We start from the raw sequence: 16,193 nt of genomic DNA, 5'->3' as shown, positions 1-16,193 counted from the left end.
GCGTCACCGTGCCCGGAACGGCAGGGTGAACCGTTCCAGGTACTGGCGCCGGCACGCCGAGCGGCGGACCTTGCCGCTGGGGGTCCTGGGCATCGAGCCCGGTGGCAACGGGACCACGTCAGCCACCGCCACCCCGTGGCGCCGCCGCACGGCTTCGCGGACCGCCTCGGCGACGGGGCCGACCGGGGTTCCCGGGCCGGTGCCGGCGAACTCGGCGACCACCACCAGGCGTTGGCTGTGCTCCCCGGGGATCGGGAAGGCCGCCACGTGGCCGGCCCGCACCAGGGGACTGGCCCCCTCCACGGTGGCCTCGACGTCGGTGGCGTAGTGGTTCCGGCCGTCGATGACGATCAGGTCCTGGATGCGTCCAGTGAGGTAGAGGTGCCCGTCGTGCAGGAATCCCAGGTCGCCCGTGCGCAGCCAGGGTGCCGGCGAGCCCTCGAGCCTGGCCGCGAAGACCTCCGCGGTGCGTCCGGGCTGGCCGTGGTACCCACCGGTGACGTTCGGCCCCCTCACCCAGACCTCCCCGACGCGCAGCGGGGGAAGCTCCCGGCGCCGCTGTCGGTCGACCACGGCGATCCGCTGGTCCACCGCGGTGCCGCACTCGACGAGCGCGTGCCCGCCCCGCGTCACCGGCAGCGCCACCCCCCGGGTGAGCGCCTCCCGGTCGCACCGCAGCACCCGCGGTGCCTGGCCCCTGGGGGTGCTGCTGACCAGCACGGTGGCCTCGGCGAGACCGTAGCTGGGTTGGTGGGCGGTGCCCACGAAGCCGTGACGGGCGAACCGCTGGGTGAACCGGCGCAACGTCGCGGGCCGCACCGTCTCCCCGCCGCTGATCAAGGTGGTGAGCGCGCTGAGGTCCAGCCCACCCAGCTCCTCGTCGGTGGTCCCGGCCACGCACATCTCCAGTGCGAAACCCGGACCGGCGGTGACGTGCGCCCGGTGCTGGCTGAGCAGCCGGAGCCAGCGCGCCGGGTCCTCCATCACCGCCTCCGGGGTGGTCAGCACCGTGTGGTGGCCGAGGAGCAACGGGACGGTCACCCCCAGGGCCAGGCCCATGTCGTGGAAGAGCGGCAGCCAGCTCACCACCACGCAGTCCGGGTCGGGCCCGAACGCCGACAGGCACTGCTGGGCGGTGTGGCCGACGTTGGCGTGGCTGACCAGGACGCCTCGTGGGCTGCCGACCGCGCCCGAGGTGTACTGCACGTAGGCCAGGGTGTCCCCGGTGATCCCGGGCCGGGTCCAGCGACGGGCCTCGTCGTCGGGGACCCGGTCCACCAGGATCACCTCGGCCGCGCCGAGCTCACGGTGCGTCGCCCGGAGCCGTTCCAGCGCTGGTTGGCCCGCCGAGGTGGTGAGCAGGCAGGACGGTCGGGAGTCGGCCAGGAGGGCGGCGAGCCGTGAGGTGCTGCCGAACACCTCCGGTTCCTCCAACGGCACTGCCGGCAGCCCGGCGTACAGGGCGCCGAGGAAACCGACGGCGAAGTGCTCGCCCTGCGGACAGAGCACCGCGACGAACCTGTCCGGCCGGTCGCGGCCCTGGAGGTGCCCGGCGACCGCGCGGGCCCGCAGGTCCAGCTCGGCGTAGGTGAGCGTGACCGGGGGAACGGACGGGCCGTCGGTGAACCCCGCGAAGGTCAGCGCGGGCCGGTCACCGCGACGTTCCGCGTGCTCTCGTAAGGCGGTGACCAGCAGTGCGGGAGGACTCATGGGCACAGCGCCGTTCCGCGGTCACCTGGGTGCGGGAAGCCTGTCCCGTTCGGGAGCGCTCGGAACACCACGGCAACGTAGCCGTGTTGCGCGGCACCTGACAACAGCGCCGGACGGCGCCGTCCGGGCAGCGGGTCGGCGGTCACAAGACCGGCCAGGTGGCGTGATCTGTGCCACATGCCATGGGGTCGGTCACCGTGCGCGGTCAACCGAGCACTTGACCGACTGGTGAATTGCCAGCGCAGAGGGGCGCGCCACGGAGTGCGACCCGAGCTCCGCTACCCCTGGTAGTCGGCCGGGACCGAATGGTGATTTCTCCTGGCCGGCGGATGAGTGATTCGGACCGGAAATCGCTTAGCTGGAGACATGGGCGAGCAGCCCGCGGCACCGCAGACCGGGCGGTGCCGACCACACCCTCGACGAAGGGGACACACCCCCATGACGACAACCTCGCCTCGTGTCGATCGCCGTTCCCGGCGGCCCGGGCGCGACCCGCTCCGACGGGCGCGGCCGCGAGGTCGCGCGGCGAGACCCACCCCGGGGGCCGTCCCCGCCGGCGGAGCGGCCCGGTGACCGAGCCCCCCGACGAGGCCCCCGCCGACGCCCTCGACGCCACCACGCACCTGGTGCACGCACCCGAGGAACTCCCGCTCTCCTTCGAGGCCTTCTACCGCAGCCACCAGCGGCCCTACCACGAGTACGCCGAAACCCAACTCGGCGACCGCCGCGCCGCCGAGGAACTCGTCCACCACGTGTTCCTGCAGTTCCTGGCCGCCTGGGGGGACCTGCTCAGGGAGGCGAACCTGGAGGCCCACGCCTGGGCGGTCCTGCGCCGCGAAGTGGCGCGCCACCTGCACCGGCGGGACCGCCGGCCGGCGTTCATCGAACTCGGCCCCATCGCCCAGGTGCTGCGGGCCACCCAGCAACGCCTGGCCTGCGTGGAGGGCACCATAGGGCTGTACGAGGCCATCGCCGACCTCCCCGCGCGCCAGTTCGACGTCATCGTTCTCAGCTACGTACTGGAGTACCCCACGGACACCATCGCCTGGATTCTCGGTCTGGACAGCCGGACGGTGAACTACCACCGGCGTCAGGGGAAGGAGAGACTGCGCGTGCGACTGCGTCTCCCTCCCGAGACCGGGCGCACCGGGGGAGGGGACCAGCAGTGACCCGGGGGACCATCCACGACCTCCTGGCCGGCGCCGCCGTACCGCCCTCCGCCGCGAGTGGTTTCGACGTCGGGGCGGCGCTGCGCCGCCTGGCCGTGGACGCCGCCCGCGCCCGCCGGAACACCGCCTCGACCCCCGGCAGCCGGGCGAAGGTCATGCTCGTCGTGGTCTCCCGGTGGGTCCTGGACGAACCGCTGGCCGGGCCCCGGTTGGCGCGGCTGGCCGACGAGGAGCCCCTGGAAGCGGAGGGAGCGCTGGTGTTCGCCTGCCTGCTCCACCTGGCCAGCCACCCGGAGAGCGCCCAGTTCTGGTGGCAGTTGGCCGCCGGTGCAGGGGACCGCGTCGCCGCCTACTGCCTGCACCTCCACCACACCGCGCGCGGCGAGGCGCGCGAGGCGCAGCACTGGTTCGACCAGGTCGTGCGGGTCCTCGTGGACCCCCGCGAGCCCGTGCCGCAGCCACCGCCGCTGCCGGAGCACCAGCAGTTCCTGAGCCTGTTCGCCCGGTACGGCATGGGCGCCGAGCCGTTGGGTGCCGACGTGGCGCTCCTGGCCGGCGCCGACACCTGCGTCATCGCCAGACGCCCCGATCGGGAGACGGCGGCCCGACTGCACGACCTCGTGGGGCGCCGGTGACGTCCGGGTATCGAGTGCCGCGTCGTCCCCGGCCGCTACGGTGCGGTCATGGCCAGAGCCGTGGAACTGATCACCTACCCCGTCAAGGGCTGCGCCGGCGTCCGGTTGCGCGCGTGCCCGCTCACCGCGGCCGGGCTGCGGCACGACCGCACCTTCATGGTCGTCACCGAGGACGGGACCTTCCGCAGCCAGCGGCGCGACCCCCGACTGGCCGTGATCAGCCCCCGGGTCAGCGACGACGGGGAACGGCTGGCCCTGGACGCCCCCGGGGCACCCACGCTCCGCCTCGCCGTGGACCTCTCCTCGGCCCGGTGCCGGGTCGAGCTGTTCGGCGTGCCGTACCAGGGCATCGACCAGGGAGACGCCGCCGCCCGGTGGTTGTCCGCGGTGCTTGACGCGCCCAGCAGACTGGTGCGGGTACCGCCGGAGCACCGACGGGTGACCGACGGGCGGACCCCCGGCACCTGCGGGTACGCCGACAGCGGGGCGCTCCACCTGCTGTCCGCCGCGTCCCTCACCGAGCTGAACCGCCGGCTCGCCGCACGCGGCGAACCCGCCCTGCCGATGTCCCGGTTCCGGCCCAACGTCGTGGTGGACGGCTGGGACGAGCCACACCGCGAGGACCGGCTCCGGCTGCTCGGCGTCGGCGACGCCCAACTCGCCTACGCCAAGCCCGCGGTCCGCTGCGCCGTCACCCGTGTCGACCAGCGGAGGGGCAGGACGACGGGCCCGGAACCGCTGCGCACCCTCGCCGACTACCGTCGCGCCCCCTCCGGCGGTGTGACCTTCGGGGTGAAGCTCTCGGTGATCCGGCCGGGGACGCTCGCCGTCGGCGACGAACTGCGCGTCACCGCCTGGGCGGGTCCGGAGGACTGACCGACGAAGGGCCCGGACCGTCGGCCGGGCCGCGGCGACGCCCGGCCGGCCGGTGCACCCGGATGCCGGTGCCGGTGCGAATTCTCGTTTGACTCACCGAACGGAGCAACGCACCATGGCGTGCCGAACAGCTCACTCACGAAGGTGTGTCCAGGTGACCCAGAGCGACCCATGCCGCGAGACCCTCACCGATCACGACGGGTCGCCGGTCCTGACCTACGTCCGAGGTGTCCGCGAGGGCCATCCCTGGGCCGACCTGGCGCAGGTGGTGGGTCCCGAGCCGGTGCGCCGGGTCCTCGACGCCATGTCCGGGTGGGCGGTCTCGGGATCTGTGGAGCTCGGCGAACAACTCGTCCAGCACGGTGCCCGGGTCCTGCGGCACGCCCACGGCATGCGGCGGGACCTCGTCTCGGACCCGCCCCCGCCCGCGTGGGCGTCCTCGCCCCCGCCGGAGGGGCTGCGCATCACACCCTGTGACCGGGGAGCCGAGGAGTTGTTCCCCGCGTGGCGTGCCGCCTTCTCCGCGGGACACCCCGACCACCGCCACACCAGTGACCAGCAGGCCCTCGACGAAGAGCTGGCCCCGCTCCTGGCCGGATCGGTGATCGGACCGGTCATGCCGTGCAGCAGGCTCGCGGTCGACGGGACCGACCGGGTGGTCGCGGGAGCGATCGTCACGGACCGCGACGGCGTGCCCTGGGTCGCCACCGTCTTCCGGCAGCCGGGACCCGCCTACGCCGGCCTCGGCTCCGAGCTGCTGCGCCGCGTCCTGGCCGACGCCGCCGCGCGGGGCCTGACCGAGATCGGACTCGCGGTGAGCGACGCGAACCCGGCCCGCCGCGTCTATGACGAGCTCGGCTTCCACCTCACCGACACCTCCCTCACGGTCCTGGTGCCCTGAGCCGCCGGCCACCCCCGCTCAACCCCCCGTCGCGCCCGACGGGGGAACGGGGTCCGGCGCCGCCGCCCCGGTGGTGGAGGAGCCCGTCCCGCCCGGCCGCAGCCCCGGGGCCAGCGCCAGGGTCACCGTGACCGAGGCCAGCGCCAGCAGCGCCATCGCCGTCGTCGTGGAGGTGCCCTGGGCCAGCGCCCCGGCCAGGGCCGCCCCCACCCCCTGCATGGTGAGCATCCCGCACGAGTGCAGCCCGAGGGCGTGCCCGCTCAGCTCGTCGGGGGTGAGCTCCATCAGCCGTTCCTGGAGCAGCAGGCTGGCGGAGAACCCGACCGAGGCGACGACGACCGCCAGCACCGACACCGCGAGCGGGGGACGCAGCGCGAAGACCAGGTAGGGAGCTGCGAGCAGCAGCCGCAACGGGGCACCCAACCTGACGCGCCAGCGACGCGGGACGAACCGGCCGACCAGCACGTCCCCGAGGAGCATGCCGAACGCCCCGGCCGCGAACAGCAGACCGGCGTGCCCGGGCGCGTGCGGAACGAAGAGGGACTCGCAGCCGACGATCAGCCCGTTGGGCACCCACAGCGCGAGGTAGACGTGGCGACGGGGCGAGGAGGACCACAGCAGGGCGTTGTTCTTCCAGGTCCGGGTGACCGAGATGCGCCCGGCGGCCCGAGGCGGACGCCGGCTCAGCCCGCCGCGCTCCACCGCCGCCGCGCCGAGGTGGAGTGCGGCGGCGACCAGGAGCACCACCCGGGGGGACGCCGTGGTGAGCAGCGCGCCGCCGAGGGCGTAGCCGCAGATCTGCATGGTGCCGGCGGTCATGTTGAGGGTGGACCTGCCGATGAGGAAACCGTCCCGGCTGAGGATCTCGTGGAGCAGGCCGTAGCGCACCCCACCGACCAGTGAGGCCAGCAGGCCCATGAGGGCCAGGACCGTGAACCTGACCGACAGCGGCATCCCCGGGACGGCCTGGGCCGCCGTTCCGAGGCAGAAGGCCAGGGACAGTCCCGTCAACGCGGCCCTGGGCGGCAGCCGGTCGGCCGCCGACAGCAGCGCCAGCGCACCGACCACCTGGGCGAGGGAGGGGCCGAACATGCTGAGCGCCGCGAGCAGCGGGGACCCGGTGGAGGAGTAGACCAGGGTGCCCAGCGCCAGACCGCTCACCGTGGTCGCCGCCGCGTGGCCCGTGGTGCAGAGGAACAGGGGGGTGAACTCGGGTGTCCTGAACAGGTCGTGGAAGGTACGCACGCCGCTGATTCTCAGCATGCCCGACCTGCGCTGTTAATGTTTCGCCGGGAGGCGAAACGTTGGGTTACTGGGAGGTCAGCGCGGACACCCTGGCGGGGAGCCGGTTCGCCCTGTCGCCCCTGGCCGAGACCCTGGCGAGCCTGTGCGTGCTGCACCGCGGGGTCGCCTCGCACCCCGGCGAACGCGCCTGGCTCGACGCCCACCTGCCCGCCTACCGCCGCCGGCTGGCCGACGACCCGGTCACCGCGCTGCTCTTCCGGGCGGCCCTGGGGAGACGGTGGACGGCCGACTTCCTCACCCTCCCGCCCTCCGGCGCCACGCCGGCTGCTTTCGACGCCGAACTGGCCACCGTGCGCGGGACCCCGGCACGGACCGCGCGGAACGACGTGGCGGTGACCCTCGGCGGTCCGTTGCCCGCCGCACTGCGCCGCGCCGACCTCCCCCAGCGCGCCGCCGACCTGCTGGAGTGGGTGTGGCGGGAGACGGTGGAACCGTCCTGGCCGCGGCGGCGCCGGATACTCGAGGCGGACGTCGTCGCCAGGACCGAGCGGCTGGGCCAGGGCGGCTGGGCCGCGGCGCTGGACACCCTGCGGCCCGGGACGCGGTGGCTGGGGGGCAGCCGCCTGCAGATCAACCTCCTCGACAACCCGCCGCGGGAGGTCGGTGACGCCCAACTGCTGTTCATCCCCGTCACCCCACGTTCCGGCTGGGTCGGTTGGGACATCCCGCACCGCTTCGCGGTGGTGTACCCCTGCTCGGGGGTGCTGGTCGAGGGAGGGCGGCCGCCGGTACCCGGTGCCCTGGGGCGGCTGCTCGGCGAGGCCCGGGCGACGGTGCTGGCTCTGCTGGACACCCCGAAGAGCACCACGCAGTTGGTGGCCCTGACCGGTCAGGGCCTGGGTTCGGTGGGCCGGCACCTGCGGGTGCTGCTGGACGCCGGCCTGGTCAGGCGACGGCGCGCCGGTCGCCGCGTGCTGTACTCCAGGACCCCCACGGGGGACGCGCTGGTGGGGGCGGCACGGGACGGCCACGTGGGGGAGGGGACCGCGGACGGGCGTGGGACCTCACCGGGGTGACGCGCCGGCCTCGGCGACCACCCGGCCCAGGACGGCCACCCCCTCAGCGATGCGGGACGGGGGACAGGCCCCGTACCCCAGCACCAGGCCGGGCGGGCCGGGGAGCTGCCGGTGCCAGGACAGCGGTTGCACCTTCACCCCCAGCGCCAGCGCCGCGGCGGCCAGATCGGTGTCGCCGCACCCGGCCCGGAAGGTGACCATCAGGTGCAGCCCGGCCGCCGCCCCGTGCACGCTGACGTCGGGCAGGTGGGTGCGCAGCGCCTCGATCATGACGTCGCGACGCCGACGGTGCCGTCGCCGCAGCAGCCGCAGGTGACGTTCCAACGCGCCGGACTCCATCAGCCGGGCCAGCACGAGCTGCGGCAGCACCGGTCCGCCGAGGTCAGCGAAGCGCCGCGCCTCGACCAGCGCGTCGGCGTAGCGGGCGGGCGGCAGCATCCACCCCAATCGGAGGCCTGGCGCCAGCACCTTGGACACGCTCCCGGCGTAGCAGACCCGTTCCGGCAGCATCGACCGCAGCGCCGGGGCCGGCGGCCGGTCGTAGCGGTGCTCGGCGTCGTAGTCGTCCTCGACGACCAGTCCACCGGCGTCGGCCCAGCGCATCAGCTCCCGCCGCCGGGTGCCGTCGAGCACCACCCCCGTGGGGAACTGGTGCGCCGGAGTGAGCAACACCGCCGCCGCGTCCAGGTCGCGCAGCACGTCCACCCGCAGCCCCCGCGCGTCCACCGGGACCGCGGGGGTGCCCAGGCCCCAGTGCGCCAGGTGCTGGCGGGCCCCCAGCGCCCCGGGGTCCTCCACCGCCATCCGGTCGATCCCCTCCGCCCGCAGCACCTGGGCGATCAGACCGAGGGTCTGCGCGACGCCCGCCACGATCACCACCTGGTCCGGGTCCGTCCTGATCCCACGGTTCCGGGCCAGCCAGCGCGCGACGGCGAGGCGCAGCGGCGGCGCTCCCCGCGGATCGCCGTACCCCAGGTCCGAGGCGGTCAGCCCGTTCAGCACGGTGCGTTCGGCCCGCAGCCACGCCGCCCTGGGGAACGCCGCGAGATCGGGTACCCCCGGGGCCAGGTCGATCGCTGCCGGCGCCGCGCGGAACGCGTCGAAGACGTCCGGCCCGGGCGGAGCGCCAAGCACCGCGCGCAGGCGTGAGCCGGGGTCCGCGGTGGCCGCGGCGCCGGAGTCCGCCCGCCGGACGGCCGGGGCGCTGGACGGGGCGGCGACCACGACCGTTCCGGCCCGGCCCCGCCCCAGCGCGTGGCCGTCCTCGGTGAGCCTGCGGTACGCCTCGGTGACCACGCCGCGGGAGACCCGCAGCTCCTCCGCGAGCACCCGGGTGGCCGGCAGCCTGCTGCCCAACGGCAGGTGGCCGTCGGCGATCGCCTGCCGGAGCCGGCCGGCCAGCCAGTCGGACAGGCCGCCCACCGGTGCGTCACGGACGTCGAGCTGGAGGAAGTCGGTCCCCGACGTTACGGACCTGTCGACGGCGTCATCATTGGACCTGTCCACCGGACCATTGTGCGGGGCAGAGTCGGAGTCATGAACTCGCCCCTGACAACGGACGTCCCCGCGGCCGGCTATGTGCACGGCTACTCCCGGAGGGAGGCCCGCCGCCTGGGTGACCAGGCGGACACCCTGGCCACGCTGCTGCACTCCGGCACCTCCTACCCGCCCGGCAGCCGTGTCCTGGAGGTCGGCTGCGGCGTCGGTGCGCAGACCGTCCACCTGGTCACCGGCAGCCCCGGGGTCCGCCTGGTCGCCGTTGACCTCTCCGACGACTCGCTCGCCGAGGCCCGTGCGCGGGTGGCGGCCCACGCCCCGCAGGCCCACGTGGAGTGGTGCCGCGCCGACCTGTTCGACCTGCCGTTCGCCGACGCCACCTTCGACCACGTCTTCGTCTGCTTCGTGCTCGAGCACCTGCCGGACCCGGTGCGGGCCCTGGCCGGGCTGCGCCGGGTGCTGCGGCCGGGAGGGACCGTCACCGTCATCGAGGGTGACCACGGGTCGGCGTTCTTCCACCCGGACAGCGCCTGGGCGAGCGCCGCCGTCCGCTGCCTGGTGCGCCTGCAGGCCGCGGCCGGCGGCAACGCGCTGATCGGCCGGGAACTGCAGCCGCTGCTGACCGCGGCCGGGTACCGGGACGTGCGGGTCGCCCCGCGCACCGTCTACGCCGACCCGTCCCGTCCCGAGCTGGTCCGGGGCTTCACCCGTGACACCTTCGTGGCCATGGTCGAGGGGGTGCGGGAGGAGGCGCTCGCCGCCCGACTGGTCTCCCCGGAGGACTGGGACCGGGGTCTCGCCGACCTGCGCAGGACCGCGGGGCCCGACGGGACGTTCCACTACGTGTTCTTCAAGGGCCTCGCGGTCAACCCGGCCGACGGCGGGGCGTGCGGCGAGTAGGCCGTGGCGGAGCAGCGCGGGCAGGTGGGTGCCGCACGGGGCCTGCCGCGGCGGACGTCGGAGCTGCCCCTCGCCGGGAAACCGCTCCTGATCTCCGTCGGACGAGGTGCTCCCCTAGAGCCTGTCTGATAAGTAGCGTCGTCCGCCCGGAGGGCGGGGGTCGCGGCGTCTGGTGCGTGCGATCGCAAGGCGGAGGGTCGTCCTCGTACTGGGCGTACATGGACGATCCCGACAACGCAGCGAGCGTGCGTGCCAGGCGTCACGACCCAGGCGGGATTTATCAGACAGGCCCTAGTGTGGAACGGTGGACGACACGTTGGGAACGGCGGAACGCAGGGCGCGGATCGGAGAGGTACGCCGTCGGCTCGTGCGGGAGGGGCCGCCACGGACGCGGGACCGGGAGGCGGACTTCGAGACGGTCACGGTGCCCGAGCGCCACTGTGACCAGTTGCGCGACCTGCTGGTCTCCGAGGGCGCGCAGACCGTCGTCGAGGTCGGCCTCGCCTACGCCAGTTCGGCACTCGCCATCGGGGAGGCGCTGGTCACGGTTGACCCGCCGCGCCCCCGGCACGTCATCATCGACCCGTTCCAGGAACGCGACTGGTCCAACGTCGGCTGGGACCTGCTGCGCTCCGCGGGCCTGGACTCGATCGCCTCGCTCGTGCCCGTTCCCTCGTCGGTCGCGCTCCCGCGGCTCCTCGCTGAAGGTCTCGTCGCCGACGCGGCCTTCGTGGACGGCAGTCACCGGTTCCACGAGGTCTTCGTCGACCTCTACTTCCTGCGCAGGATCGTCCGCCCCGGCGGGCTGATCGTCGTGGACGACGCCGCGGCGCCGTCGGTGCTCACCGCTGTGCGCTACTACGAGCGGAACCTGGGGTGGACGGAGGTCCCCGACGCCTTCCCGGGCGGAACCACGGCGAGGGTGGCTGCCGACCCCCGGGCCGGATCGGTGACTCGCTGCCGGGCCATGCGCCTGCCAGACCCGTCGTTCGAGCCGCCCTTCGAGGAGTTCCGCGCGTTCTGAGCAGGTGTTCCCTCCCCGGTGCTGATGGCTGGCTGACGGCCGGCGCTACGGGGTGGCCGCGCGGCGGGACCCCGGCGCGGCACGCCGCCGCAGGGACTCCACCGCCATCCGCGCCGCCGTGCCGATCGCCGCGTCCGCCGCGGGCTGGTTCGCCGCCGTGCGCGCGGCCCGGGTGAACACCGCCACCGCGTACCGCCCGCCGTCCGGGTACTCGACGACGCCCGCCTCGTGGCGCAGTGTGGGCAGCGTTCCGGTCTTGCCCGCGACCCGCACGTCGTCGAACGGGAACCCCGACGCCAGCCGGTGCGGCCACACCTGGAGGGCCAGGGCCTCGCGGAGCTCCTGCGCACGCCCCGCGGAACAGGCCTCGTCCCGCCACAGGGCGGCCAGCAGCGAGGTCATCTCCCGCGGGGTGCTGCGACTGGTCCGCGCGGGGTCCAGCACGCGCACCCCGGCCAGCGCGCCCGGGTCGGCCGACAGGTACGTCAGGTCCCCCGCGCCGTCCTCCTCGATGAGCTCCACCAGGTCGCGGGGGGTGTGCACGGCGACGGTCCGCCGCATCCCCAGGGACCGCGTCGTCCGGTTCACCTCCTCGAGGCCGACCCGCTCGAACAGCACCTGGGCCGCGGCGTTGTCACTGACCGTCAGCGCCAACAGCAGCAGGTCGCGCAGCGACATCCGGACGGGGTCCTGCATCACCGAGAGCCCGGTGGTCCCCGGCGTCCGGCCCGCCGCGGGGACCTCCACCTGCTCGCGGGGGTCGAGCCTGCCCTCGTCCGCCAACCGCTGGACCGTCACCGCCAGGCACAGTTTGTGGACGCTCGCCGTGCACACCGGGGTGTCCGCGTCCACCGCCACGTCGTGGACCCCGTCCACCTCGGTGGCGTGCAGCCAGCCCGTCACGCCGGCGGAGGCGAAGACCTCGCGGATGCGAGCCCGTGCCCCGCCGTTCCCGCTCACCGGACGAACCCCGTCGCGGGACGGATCTGCACGGTCCGTCGTTCCCGGACCGACTCGGCCACCGGAACCATGCCCCCCTGCCTCTCCAGGACCTTCCCGACGACCTCGGCGAACAGCCGCACCGCGGGGTCGGCCCGCCGCCCCCGCAGCCACGCGGCGGACACCCGCTCCCACAGCGGCGTCCCGACGAGGGGCCGCCACACCATTCCGGCAGGGAGGTCGCGTCCGCGCGCGGCGAACGTCACCGCCTGGCCGGACAACACCATGCCGTCGACGAAGGCCGGGTCCTGACCGGAGATCACCCCGCCCGGTTCGAAGCCGTGCAACCGACACGCGTTGACGATGTCGTCGTGCAGCGCGGGACCGGACTGGCGCGGGAAGAGCACGAGTTCGCGCCCGGACAGGTCCGCCAGGTGCACCGGCCCCTCCCCGCCGGCATCCGCCGAGAGCAGCACGCCGAGCGGACGGCACAGTACCGCGCCGAGCTCCAGTCCGGCCACGTCGCACGGGTGCCGCAGCACCCCCACGTCGAGGCTCCCCGCGGCCAGTTCGGCCAGTTGCACCTCGGCTGCCACCTCCCGCAGCGCCAGCCGCACCCCCGGGGAACGCTCCCGGAACTCGCCCACCAGCGCCGCCACCACCGTGCTGCCCAGGTCCTGCGGGACGGCGGCGTGCAGCACCCCAGCCTCGCCGCTGCGCACCCGGGCCGCCACCCCGAACAGCGCGTCCGCGCGCTCGAGGACCAGCCGGGCCTCCGCGAGCAGCAGCCGACCGGCCTCGGTCAGTTCGACTCCCCGGCCACCGGCCCCGCCACGGTCGAACAGGCGCACCCCGAACTCCCGCTCAAGGCGTTGGATGCGCTGGGACAGCGACGGCTGCGCCAGTCCGAGCCGGGCCGCCGCCTGCCCGAAGTGCCGTTCGTCCGCCACCGTCGCGAAGTAGCGCAGATGTCTGACCAGGTCCATGGCCAGCCATCATAGTCATTCGACTATGGGAATGCCTTTGATAGGACTCTTGGACAGGAAGGTCATACGTCTGTTCTCGTGTACATATGCACGATCCTTCCTCGACACCGCCGTACGGCGCCGGCCCCGCCCCGCAGCGGCGCGGGGCACGGACACGTCGCCGCCGCAGACGCCCCGGCCTCGTCCTCGTGGTGGTCCTCGCCCTGCTCGCCGTGGCGGGCGTCGCCGCCTGGAGGTTCCTCGACCGCGAGACACGGGACGAACGGGCCGCCGCCGTCGACGGCTTCCTCGACGCCTGGGCCGCGGGCGACCCGCAGGCGGCGGGACGACGCACCGACAACCCGACCGACGCCACCGCGCGCCTCACCGCGCTCCGCAAGGACCTGCCGCACCGCGGCCTCACCCTCGAGCGGGGGGAGCGGACCGAAGAGGGCGACGCCTACGCCTTCCGCCTCACCTGGCGCTTCTCGGCGGCGGACACCTGGACCTACACGTCCACCGTCCCCCTCGTGCGCTCCGAAGGCCGCTGGCTCGTGCACTGGAGCCCGGCCGTGGTGCACCCCCGGCTCACCGAGGGCAGCAAGCTCGCCCAGCGCTCCGGCAAGGGGGAACGCGCCGACGTCCTGGCCGCCGACGGCAGCACGCTCGACGGGCTCGCGCCCGCCCTGGTGGGCGTGCCGGGCAGCAGCGGTCTGCAGTACCGCTACGACAAGCAACTCACCGGTCGTCCCGGCACCACCGTGGCCATCGTCGGCACCAGCACCGGTCGGACGCTGCGCACCGTGCACACCGGTCCTGACGCCCGCGAGGGCACGCCCGTGCGCACCACCCTCGACCCGGACACCCAGCGCGCCGCCGAGGCCGCCCTGGAGGGTCTCGACAAGAACGCCGCCATCGTCGCGGTGCGCCCCAGCACCGGGCACATCCTGGCCGCCGCGGACAACCCGCCCACCGGCGAGAACCGTTCCCTGCGCGGGCGCTACGCCCCCGGCTCGGACTTCAAGGTCGTCACCGCGGCCGCGCTGCTCGACGGGGGGCTCTCCGCGGACACCCCCGTGCCGTGCCCGAAGTACGAGACCGTGGACGGCCAGCGGTTCGAGAACCAGGACCTCTTCGAGCTGCCGTCCGGGTCCACCTTCAGGGACGACTTCGCCCACTCCTGCAACACCGGCATCATCGCGCTCCGCGACCGGCTCTCACCCGACTCCCTCACCACCACCGCCAAGGCCTTCGGCATCGGCTCCACCTGGGACGTGGGCGCGGTGACGTTCGACGGCTCCGTCCCGGTGGCGACCAGCGCCAACGACAAGGCCGCAGCCATGATCGGCCAGGGCCGCGTGGAGGCGAGCCCGCTCGTCATGGCGTCGGTCGCGGCCACCGTCAAGAGCGGTACCTTCCGCCAGCCCGTGCTCGTCCCGGACGCCGTCAAGAAGCGCGCCCAGGCGGAGGAGCAGCTCGCCCCGGCCGTCGCCGAGCAACTGCGCACGATGATGCGCGCCGTGGTCACCGAGGGCTCCGGCAGCGCACTGCGCGACATCAGTGGGGAACCGGGAGCGAAGACGGGAACCGCCGAGTACGGCCAGGAGACGCCGCCGCGCACCCACGCCTGGTTCATCGGCTACCGGGGCGACCTGGCGTTCGCGGTGTTCATCGAGGACGGAGGGTCGGGTGGCCGTGACGCGGGACCGGTCGCGGCGGCCTTCCTCCAGGGTCTGCCCGGCTGACGCCGCCGACCCGTCCGACCGCACGGACGGGATGACCGGCCCGGGCGTGACCACCCCCGCCCGGGCCGGAGTCGGTTCACCGCGTCTCCTTCGAGGATGCCCCGTCCTTGAGGGCGGGGAGGATTCGTAGCTCCCGCGTAGCGGGGCATGGGGCAGGGCAATCGCTGTCAGGGTGATTGGTCGTCCTCGACCGCCGGACCGAGTGCGGCCTCAAGCAGGTGGATGATCTCGGAGTTGAGCGATCGCCGGTCGGTACGGGCCGCTTCAACGAGGCGTGCGTGCAGGTCTGTTGGTAGGCGGAGAGAGATCCGCTTCTCGTTGTCCATGCTAAAATGATGCCATGGCGACACCATGGTGGGTGGCGGGAGGATGCCGGGCATGNCCGGTACACGTACCGGCTTCGTGTGTCGTCGACCGCCCGCANGGGCCTGATGGCCGAGTGGGCGCGNTGCCGGTGGGTGTGGAACGAGTGCGTGGCCNTGTCCCGCAAGGTCCACACCGCGAACCAGGGGACGGCCGAGAAGACGACGTGCGGCCCGGCCCAGCTCGACAAGATGCTGACCGAGGCCCGCAACACGAAGGCCTGGCTGCGTCAGGGCGTGTCGGTGCCGCAGCAGCAGGCCATCCGCGACTTCGCCAAGGCCCGCGCCAAGGCCATGAAGGACATCAAGGCGAAGCTGCCGGTCCGGCAGCGCGCCGGGATGCCCCGTGTCAAGCGCAAGCGTGACGCGCTGCCGACGCTGAACTACACCCGGCGCGGCTTCCGGCTCAAGGACGGCCGCCTCCACCTCGCGGGCGGCATCGCCCTGACCGTGGTGTGGTCCCGTGACCTCCCGGCTGTACCCTCCAGCGTGCGCGTCTACCAGGATTGCGTGGGGCACTGGTACGCGTCGTTCGTGGTCGCCACTCAGGCACAGCCGCTCCCCGCTACGGGACGGGTCCTCGGCGTGGACTGGGGCGTCAAGGAGACCGCCACTACCACATCCGACGCGCACGACTTGCCGCATGCCCAGCACGGGAAGAACGCCGCGCAGCGCCTCGCCCGCTATCAGCGGATGATGGCCCGCCGCCGCCCCGCCAGGGGACAGGCGGCCTCCAGGGGCTACCGGCAGGCGCAGCGGCAGACGGCGAAGGTGTACAAGAAGGTGGCCCGGCAGCGGCAGGACACCGCCCGCAAGTGGGCCAAACGCGTCGTGACCGACCACGACGCGATCGCGGTTGAGGACTTCCGCCCGAGGTTCCTCGCGAGAACCAGCATGGCCCGCAAAGCGGCGGACGCGGCGATCGGCGCCACGAAGACGGCTCTGATCGAGATGGGCCGCAAGCACGGNCGGGATGTGCGTCTNGTGCATCCCGCGCACACCACGATGGACTGCGCGTCGTGCGGAGCGAGAACCAAGCACGCACTGCCTCTTTCGGAACGTACCTACGCCTGCACCGCGTGCGCAGCCGTGTCCCCCAGGGACAAGAACTCCGCACGCGTGATGCTGGTCCGGGCTGGTCTCAACCCG

At 73.8% G+C, this 16,193-nt stretch carries 15 protein-coding genes; 9 read left to right on the top strand and 6 right to left on the bottom strand.

What is annotated here, in order from left to right; genetic code table 11:
• Positions 1-3: 3 nt before the first annotated feature.
• Positions 4-1,710 (bottom strand): fatty acyl-AMP ligase, encoded by a 1,707-nt coding sequence (locus A3IG_RS0100070; protein ID WP_018381488.1) that lies wholly within the window; start codon positions 1,708-1,710, stop codon positions 4-6.
• A gap of 569 nt (positions 1,711-2,279) precedes the next feature.
• Between A3IG_RS0100070 and A3IG_RS27965 the strand changes: the two genes are divergently transcribed.
• From A3IG_RS27965 to A3IG_RS0100050, 4 genes are all read left to right on the top strand, one after another.
• The gene (locus A3IG_RS27965) at positions 2,280-2,879 is read left to right on the top strand and encodes an RNA polymerase sigma factor (protein WP_018381487.1); all 600 of its coding nucleotides are present in this window, start codon (positions 2,280-2,282) and stop codon (positions 2,877-2,879) included.
• Positions 2,876-3,514, top strand: a complete 639-nt coding sequence (locus tag A3IG_RS0100060) for a hypothetical protein (protein ID WP_018381486.1) — start codon at positions 2,876-2,878, stop codon at positions 3,512-3,514. The genes A3IG_RS27965 and A3IG_RS0100060 overlap by 4 nt, the downstream gene beginning before the upstream one ends.
• Positions 3,515-3,562: 48 nt before the next feature.
• Positions 3,563-4,390, top strand: coding sequence for an MOSC domain-containing protein (locus A3IG_RS0100055; protein WP_018381485.1), 828 nt, complete (start codon positions 3,563-3,565; stop codon positions 4,388-4,390).
• 154 nt (positions 4,391-4,544) lie between these two features.
• A complete protein-coding gene (locus A3IG_RS0100050; protein WP_018381484.1) occupies positions 4,545-5,291 on the top strand; it encodes a GNAT family N-acetyltransferase in 747 nt (248 codons plus the stop codon).
• 18 nt (positions 5,292-5,309) lie between these two features.
• Here the strand turns inward: A3IG_RS0100050 and A3IG_RS0100045 are convergent, their stop codons facing one another.
• Positions 5,310-6,536, bottom strand: coding sequence for an MFS transporter (locus A3IG_RS0100045; RefSeq protein WP_051087331.1), 1,227 nt, complete (start codon positions 6,534-6,536; stop codon positions 5,310-5,312).
• Between the two features lie 59 nt (positions 6,537-6,595).
• Between A3IG_RS0100045 and A3IG_RS0100040 the strand changes: the two genes are divergently transcribed.
• Positions 6,596-7,612: an ArsR family transcriptional regulator gene (locus tag A3IG_RS0100040; protein WP_018381482.1), complete on the top strand. Its 1,017-nt coding sequence runs from the start codon at positions 6,596-6,598 to the stop codon at positions 7,610-7,612.
• Here A3IG_RS0100040 and pdxR read toward each other — a convergent pair.
• Positions 7,601-9,118 (bottom strand): MocR-like pyridoxine biosynthesis transcription factor PdxR, encoded by a 1,518-nt coding sequence (pdxR, locus tag A3IG_RS0100035; protein WP_018381481.1) that lies wholly within the window; start codon positions 9,116-9,118, stop codon positions 7,601-7,603. The two genes, A3IG_RS0100040 and pdxR, sit on opposite strands and share 12 nt — an antisense overlap.
• A gap of 30 nt (positions 9,119-9,148) precedes the next feature.
• On the opposite strand from pdxR, the gene A3IG_RS0100030 reads away from it, so the two are divergent.
• Positions 9,149-10,009: a methyltransferase domain-containing protein gene (locus tag A3IG_RS0100030; RefSeq protein WP_051087326.1), complete on the top strand. Its 861-nt coding sequence runs from the start codon at positions 9,149-9,151 to the stop codon at positions 10,007-10,009.
• A gap of 304 nt (positions 10,010-10,313) precedes the next feature.
• A complete protein-coding gene (locus A3IG_RS0100025; RefSeq protein WP_018381479.1) occupies positions 10,314-11,033 on the top strand; it encodes a class I SAM-dependent methyltransferase in 720 nt (239 codons plus the stop codon).
• A gap of 45 nt (positions 11,034-11,078) precedes the next feature.
• Here the strand turns inward: A3IG_RS0100025 and A3IG_RS0100020 are convergent, their stop codons facing one another.
• Complete coding sequence (locus A3IG_RS0100020; RefSeq protein ID WP_018381478.1) at positions 11,079-11,993, bottom strand: serine hydrolase; 915 nt, start codon at positions 11,991-11,993, stop codon at positions 11,079-11,081.
• On the bottom strand, positions 11,990-12,958 hold the full coding sequence (locus tag A3IG_RS0100015) for a LysR family transcriptional regulator (protein ID WP_018381477.1): 969 nt from the start codon (positions 12,956-12,958) through the stop codon (positions 11,990-11,992). The genes A3IG_RS0100020 and A3IG_RS0100015 overlap by 4 nt, the downstream gene beginning before the upstream one ends.
• An 86-nt stretch (positions 12,959-13,044) precedes the next feature.
• Between A3IG_RS0100015 and A3IG_RS27960 the strand changes: the two genes are divergently transcribed.
• Complete coding sequence (locus A3IG_RS27960) at positions 13,045-14,682, top strand: penicillin-binding transpeptidase domain-containing protein (RefSeq protein ID WP_078499864.1); 1,638 nt, start codon at positions 13,045-13,047, stop codon at positions 14,680-14,682.
• Between the two features lie 167 nt (positions 14,683-14,849).
• Here A3IG_RS27960 and A3IG_RS32190 read toward each other — a convergent pair whose 3' ends face one another.
• Positions 14,850-15,008, bottom strand: coding sequence for an Arc family DNA-binding protein (locus A3IG_RS32190; RefSeq protein WP_078499888.1), 159 nt, complete (start codon positions 15,006-15,008; stop codon positions 14,850-14,852).
• Positions 15,009-15,017: 9 nt separating this feature from the next.
• On the opposite strand from A3IG_RS32190, the gene A3IG_RS0100005 reads away from it, so the two are divergent.
• Positions 15,018-16,193, top strand: a 1,176-nt coding sequence (locus A3IG_RS0100005; RefSeq protein WP_211219462.1) for an RNA-guided endonuclease InsQ/TnpB family protein, incomplete at its 3' end; no start/stop codon positions are given.

It is taken from the genome of Wenjunlia vitaminophila DSM 41686, from assembly GCF_000380165.1.
Classification (GTDB): domain Bacteria; phylum Actinomycetota; class Actinomycetes; order Streptomycetales; family Streptomycetaceae; genus Wenjunlia; species Wenjunlia vitaminophila.
Note: the sequence above shows the minus strand (reverse complement) of the source record. Positions and strands in the feature narration are given on the sequence as shown.

What these genes read in the sequence shown, in the direction of transcription:
- A3IG_RS27960 (WP_078499864.1), top strand. Translation starts at nt 13,045, where the DNA reads ATGCACGATCCTTCCTCGACACCGCCGTACGGCGCCGGCCCCGCCCCG.
- A3IG_RS0100015 (WP_018381477.1), bottom strand. Translation starts at nt 12,958, where the DNA reads ATGGACCTGGTCAGACATCTGCGCTACTTCGCGACGGTGGCGGACGAA.
- A3IG_RS0100070 (WP_018381488.1), bottom strand. Translation starts at nt 1,710, where the DNA reads ATGAGTCCTCCCGCACTGCTGGTCACCGCCTTACGAGAGCACGCGGAA.
- A3IG_RS0100055 (WP_018381485.1), top strand. Translation starts at nt 3,563, where the DNA reads ATGGCCAGAGCCGTGGAACTGATCACCTACCCCGTCAAGGGCTGCGCC.
- A3IG_RS32190 (WP_078499888.1), bottom strand. Translation starts at nt 15,008, where the DNA reads ATGGACAACGAGAAGCGGATCTCTCTCCGCCTACCAACAGACCTGCAC.
- A3IG_RS0100030 (WP_051087326.1), top strand. Translation starts at nt 9,149, where the DNA reads ATGAACTCGCCCCTGACAACGGACGTCCCCGCGGCCGGCTATGTGCAC.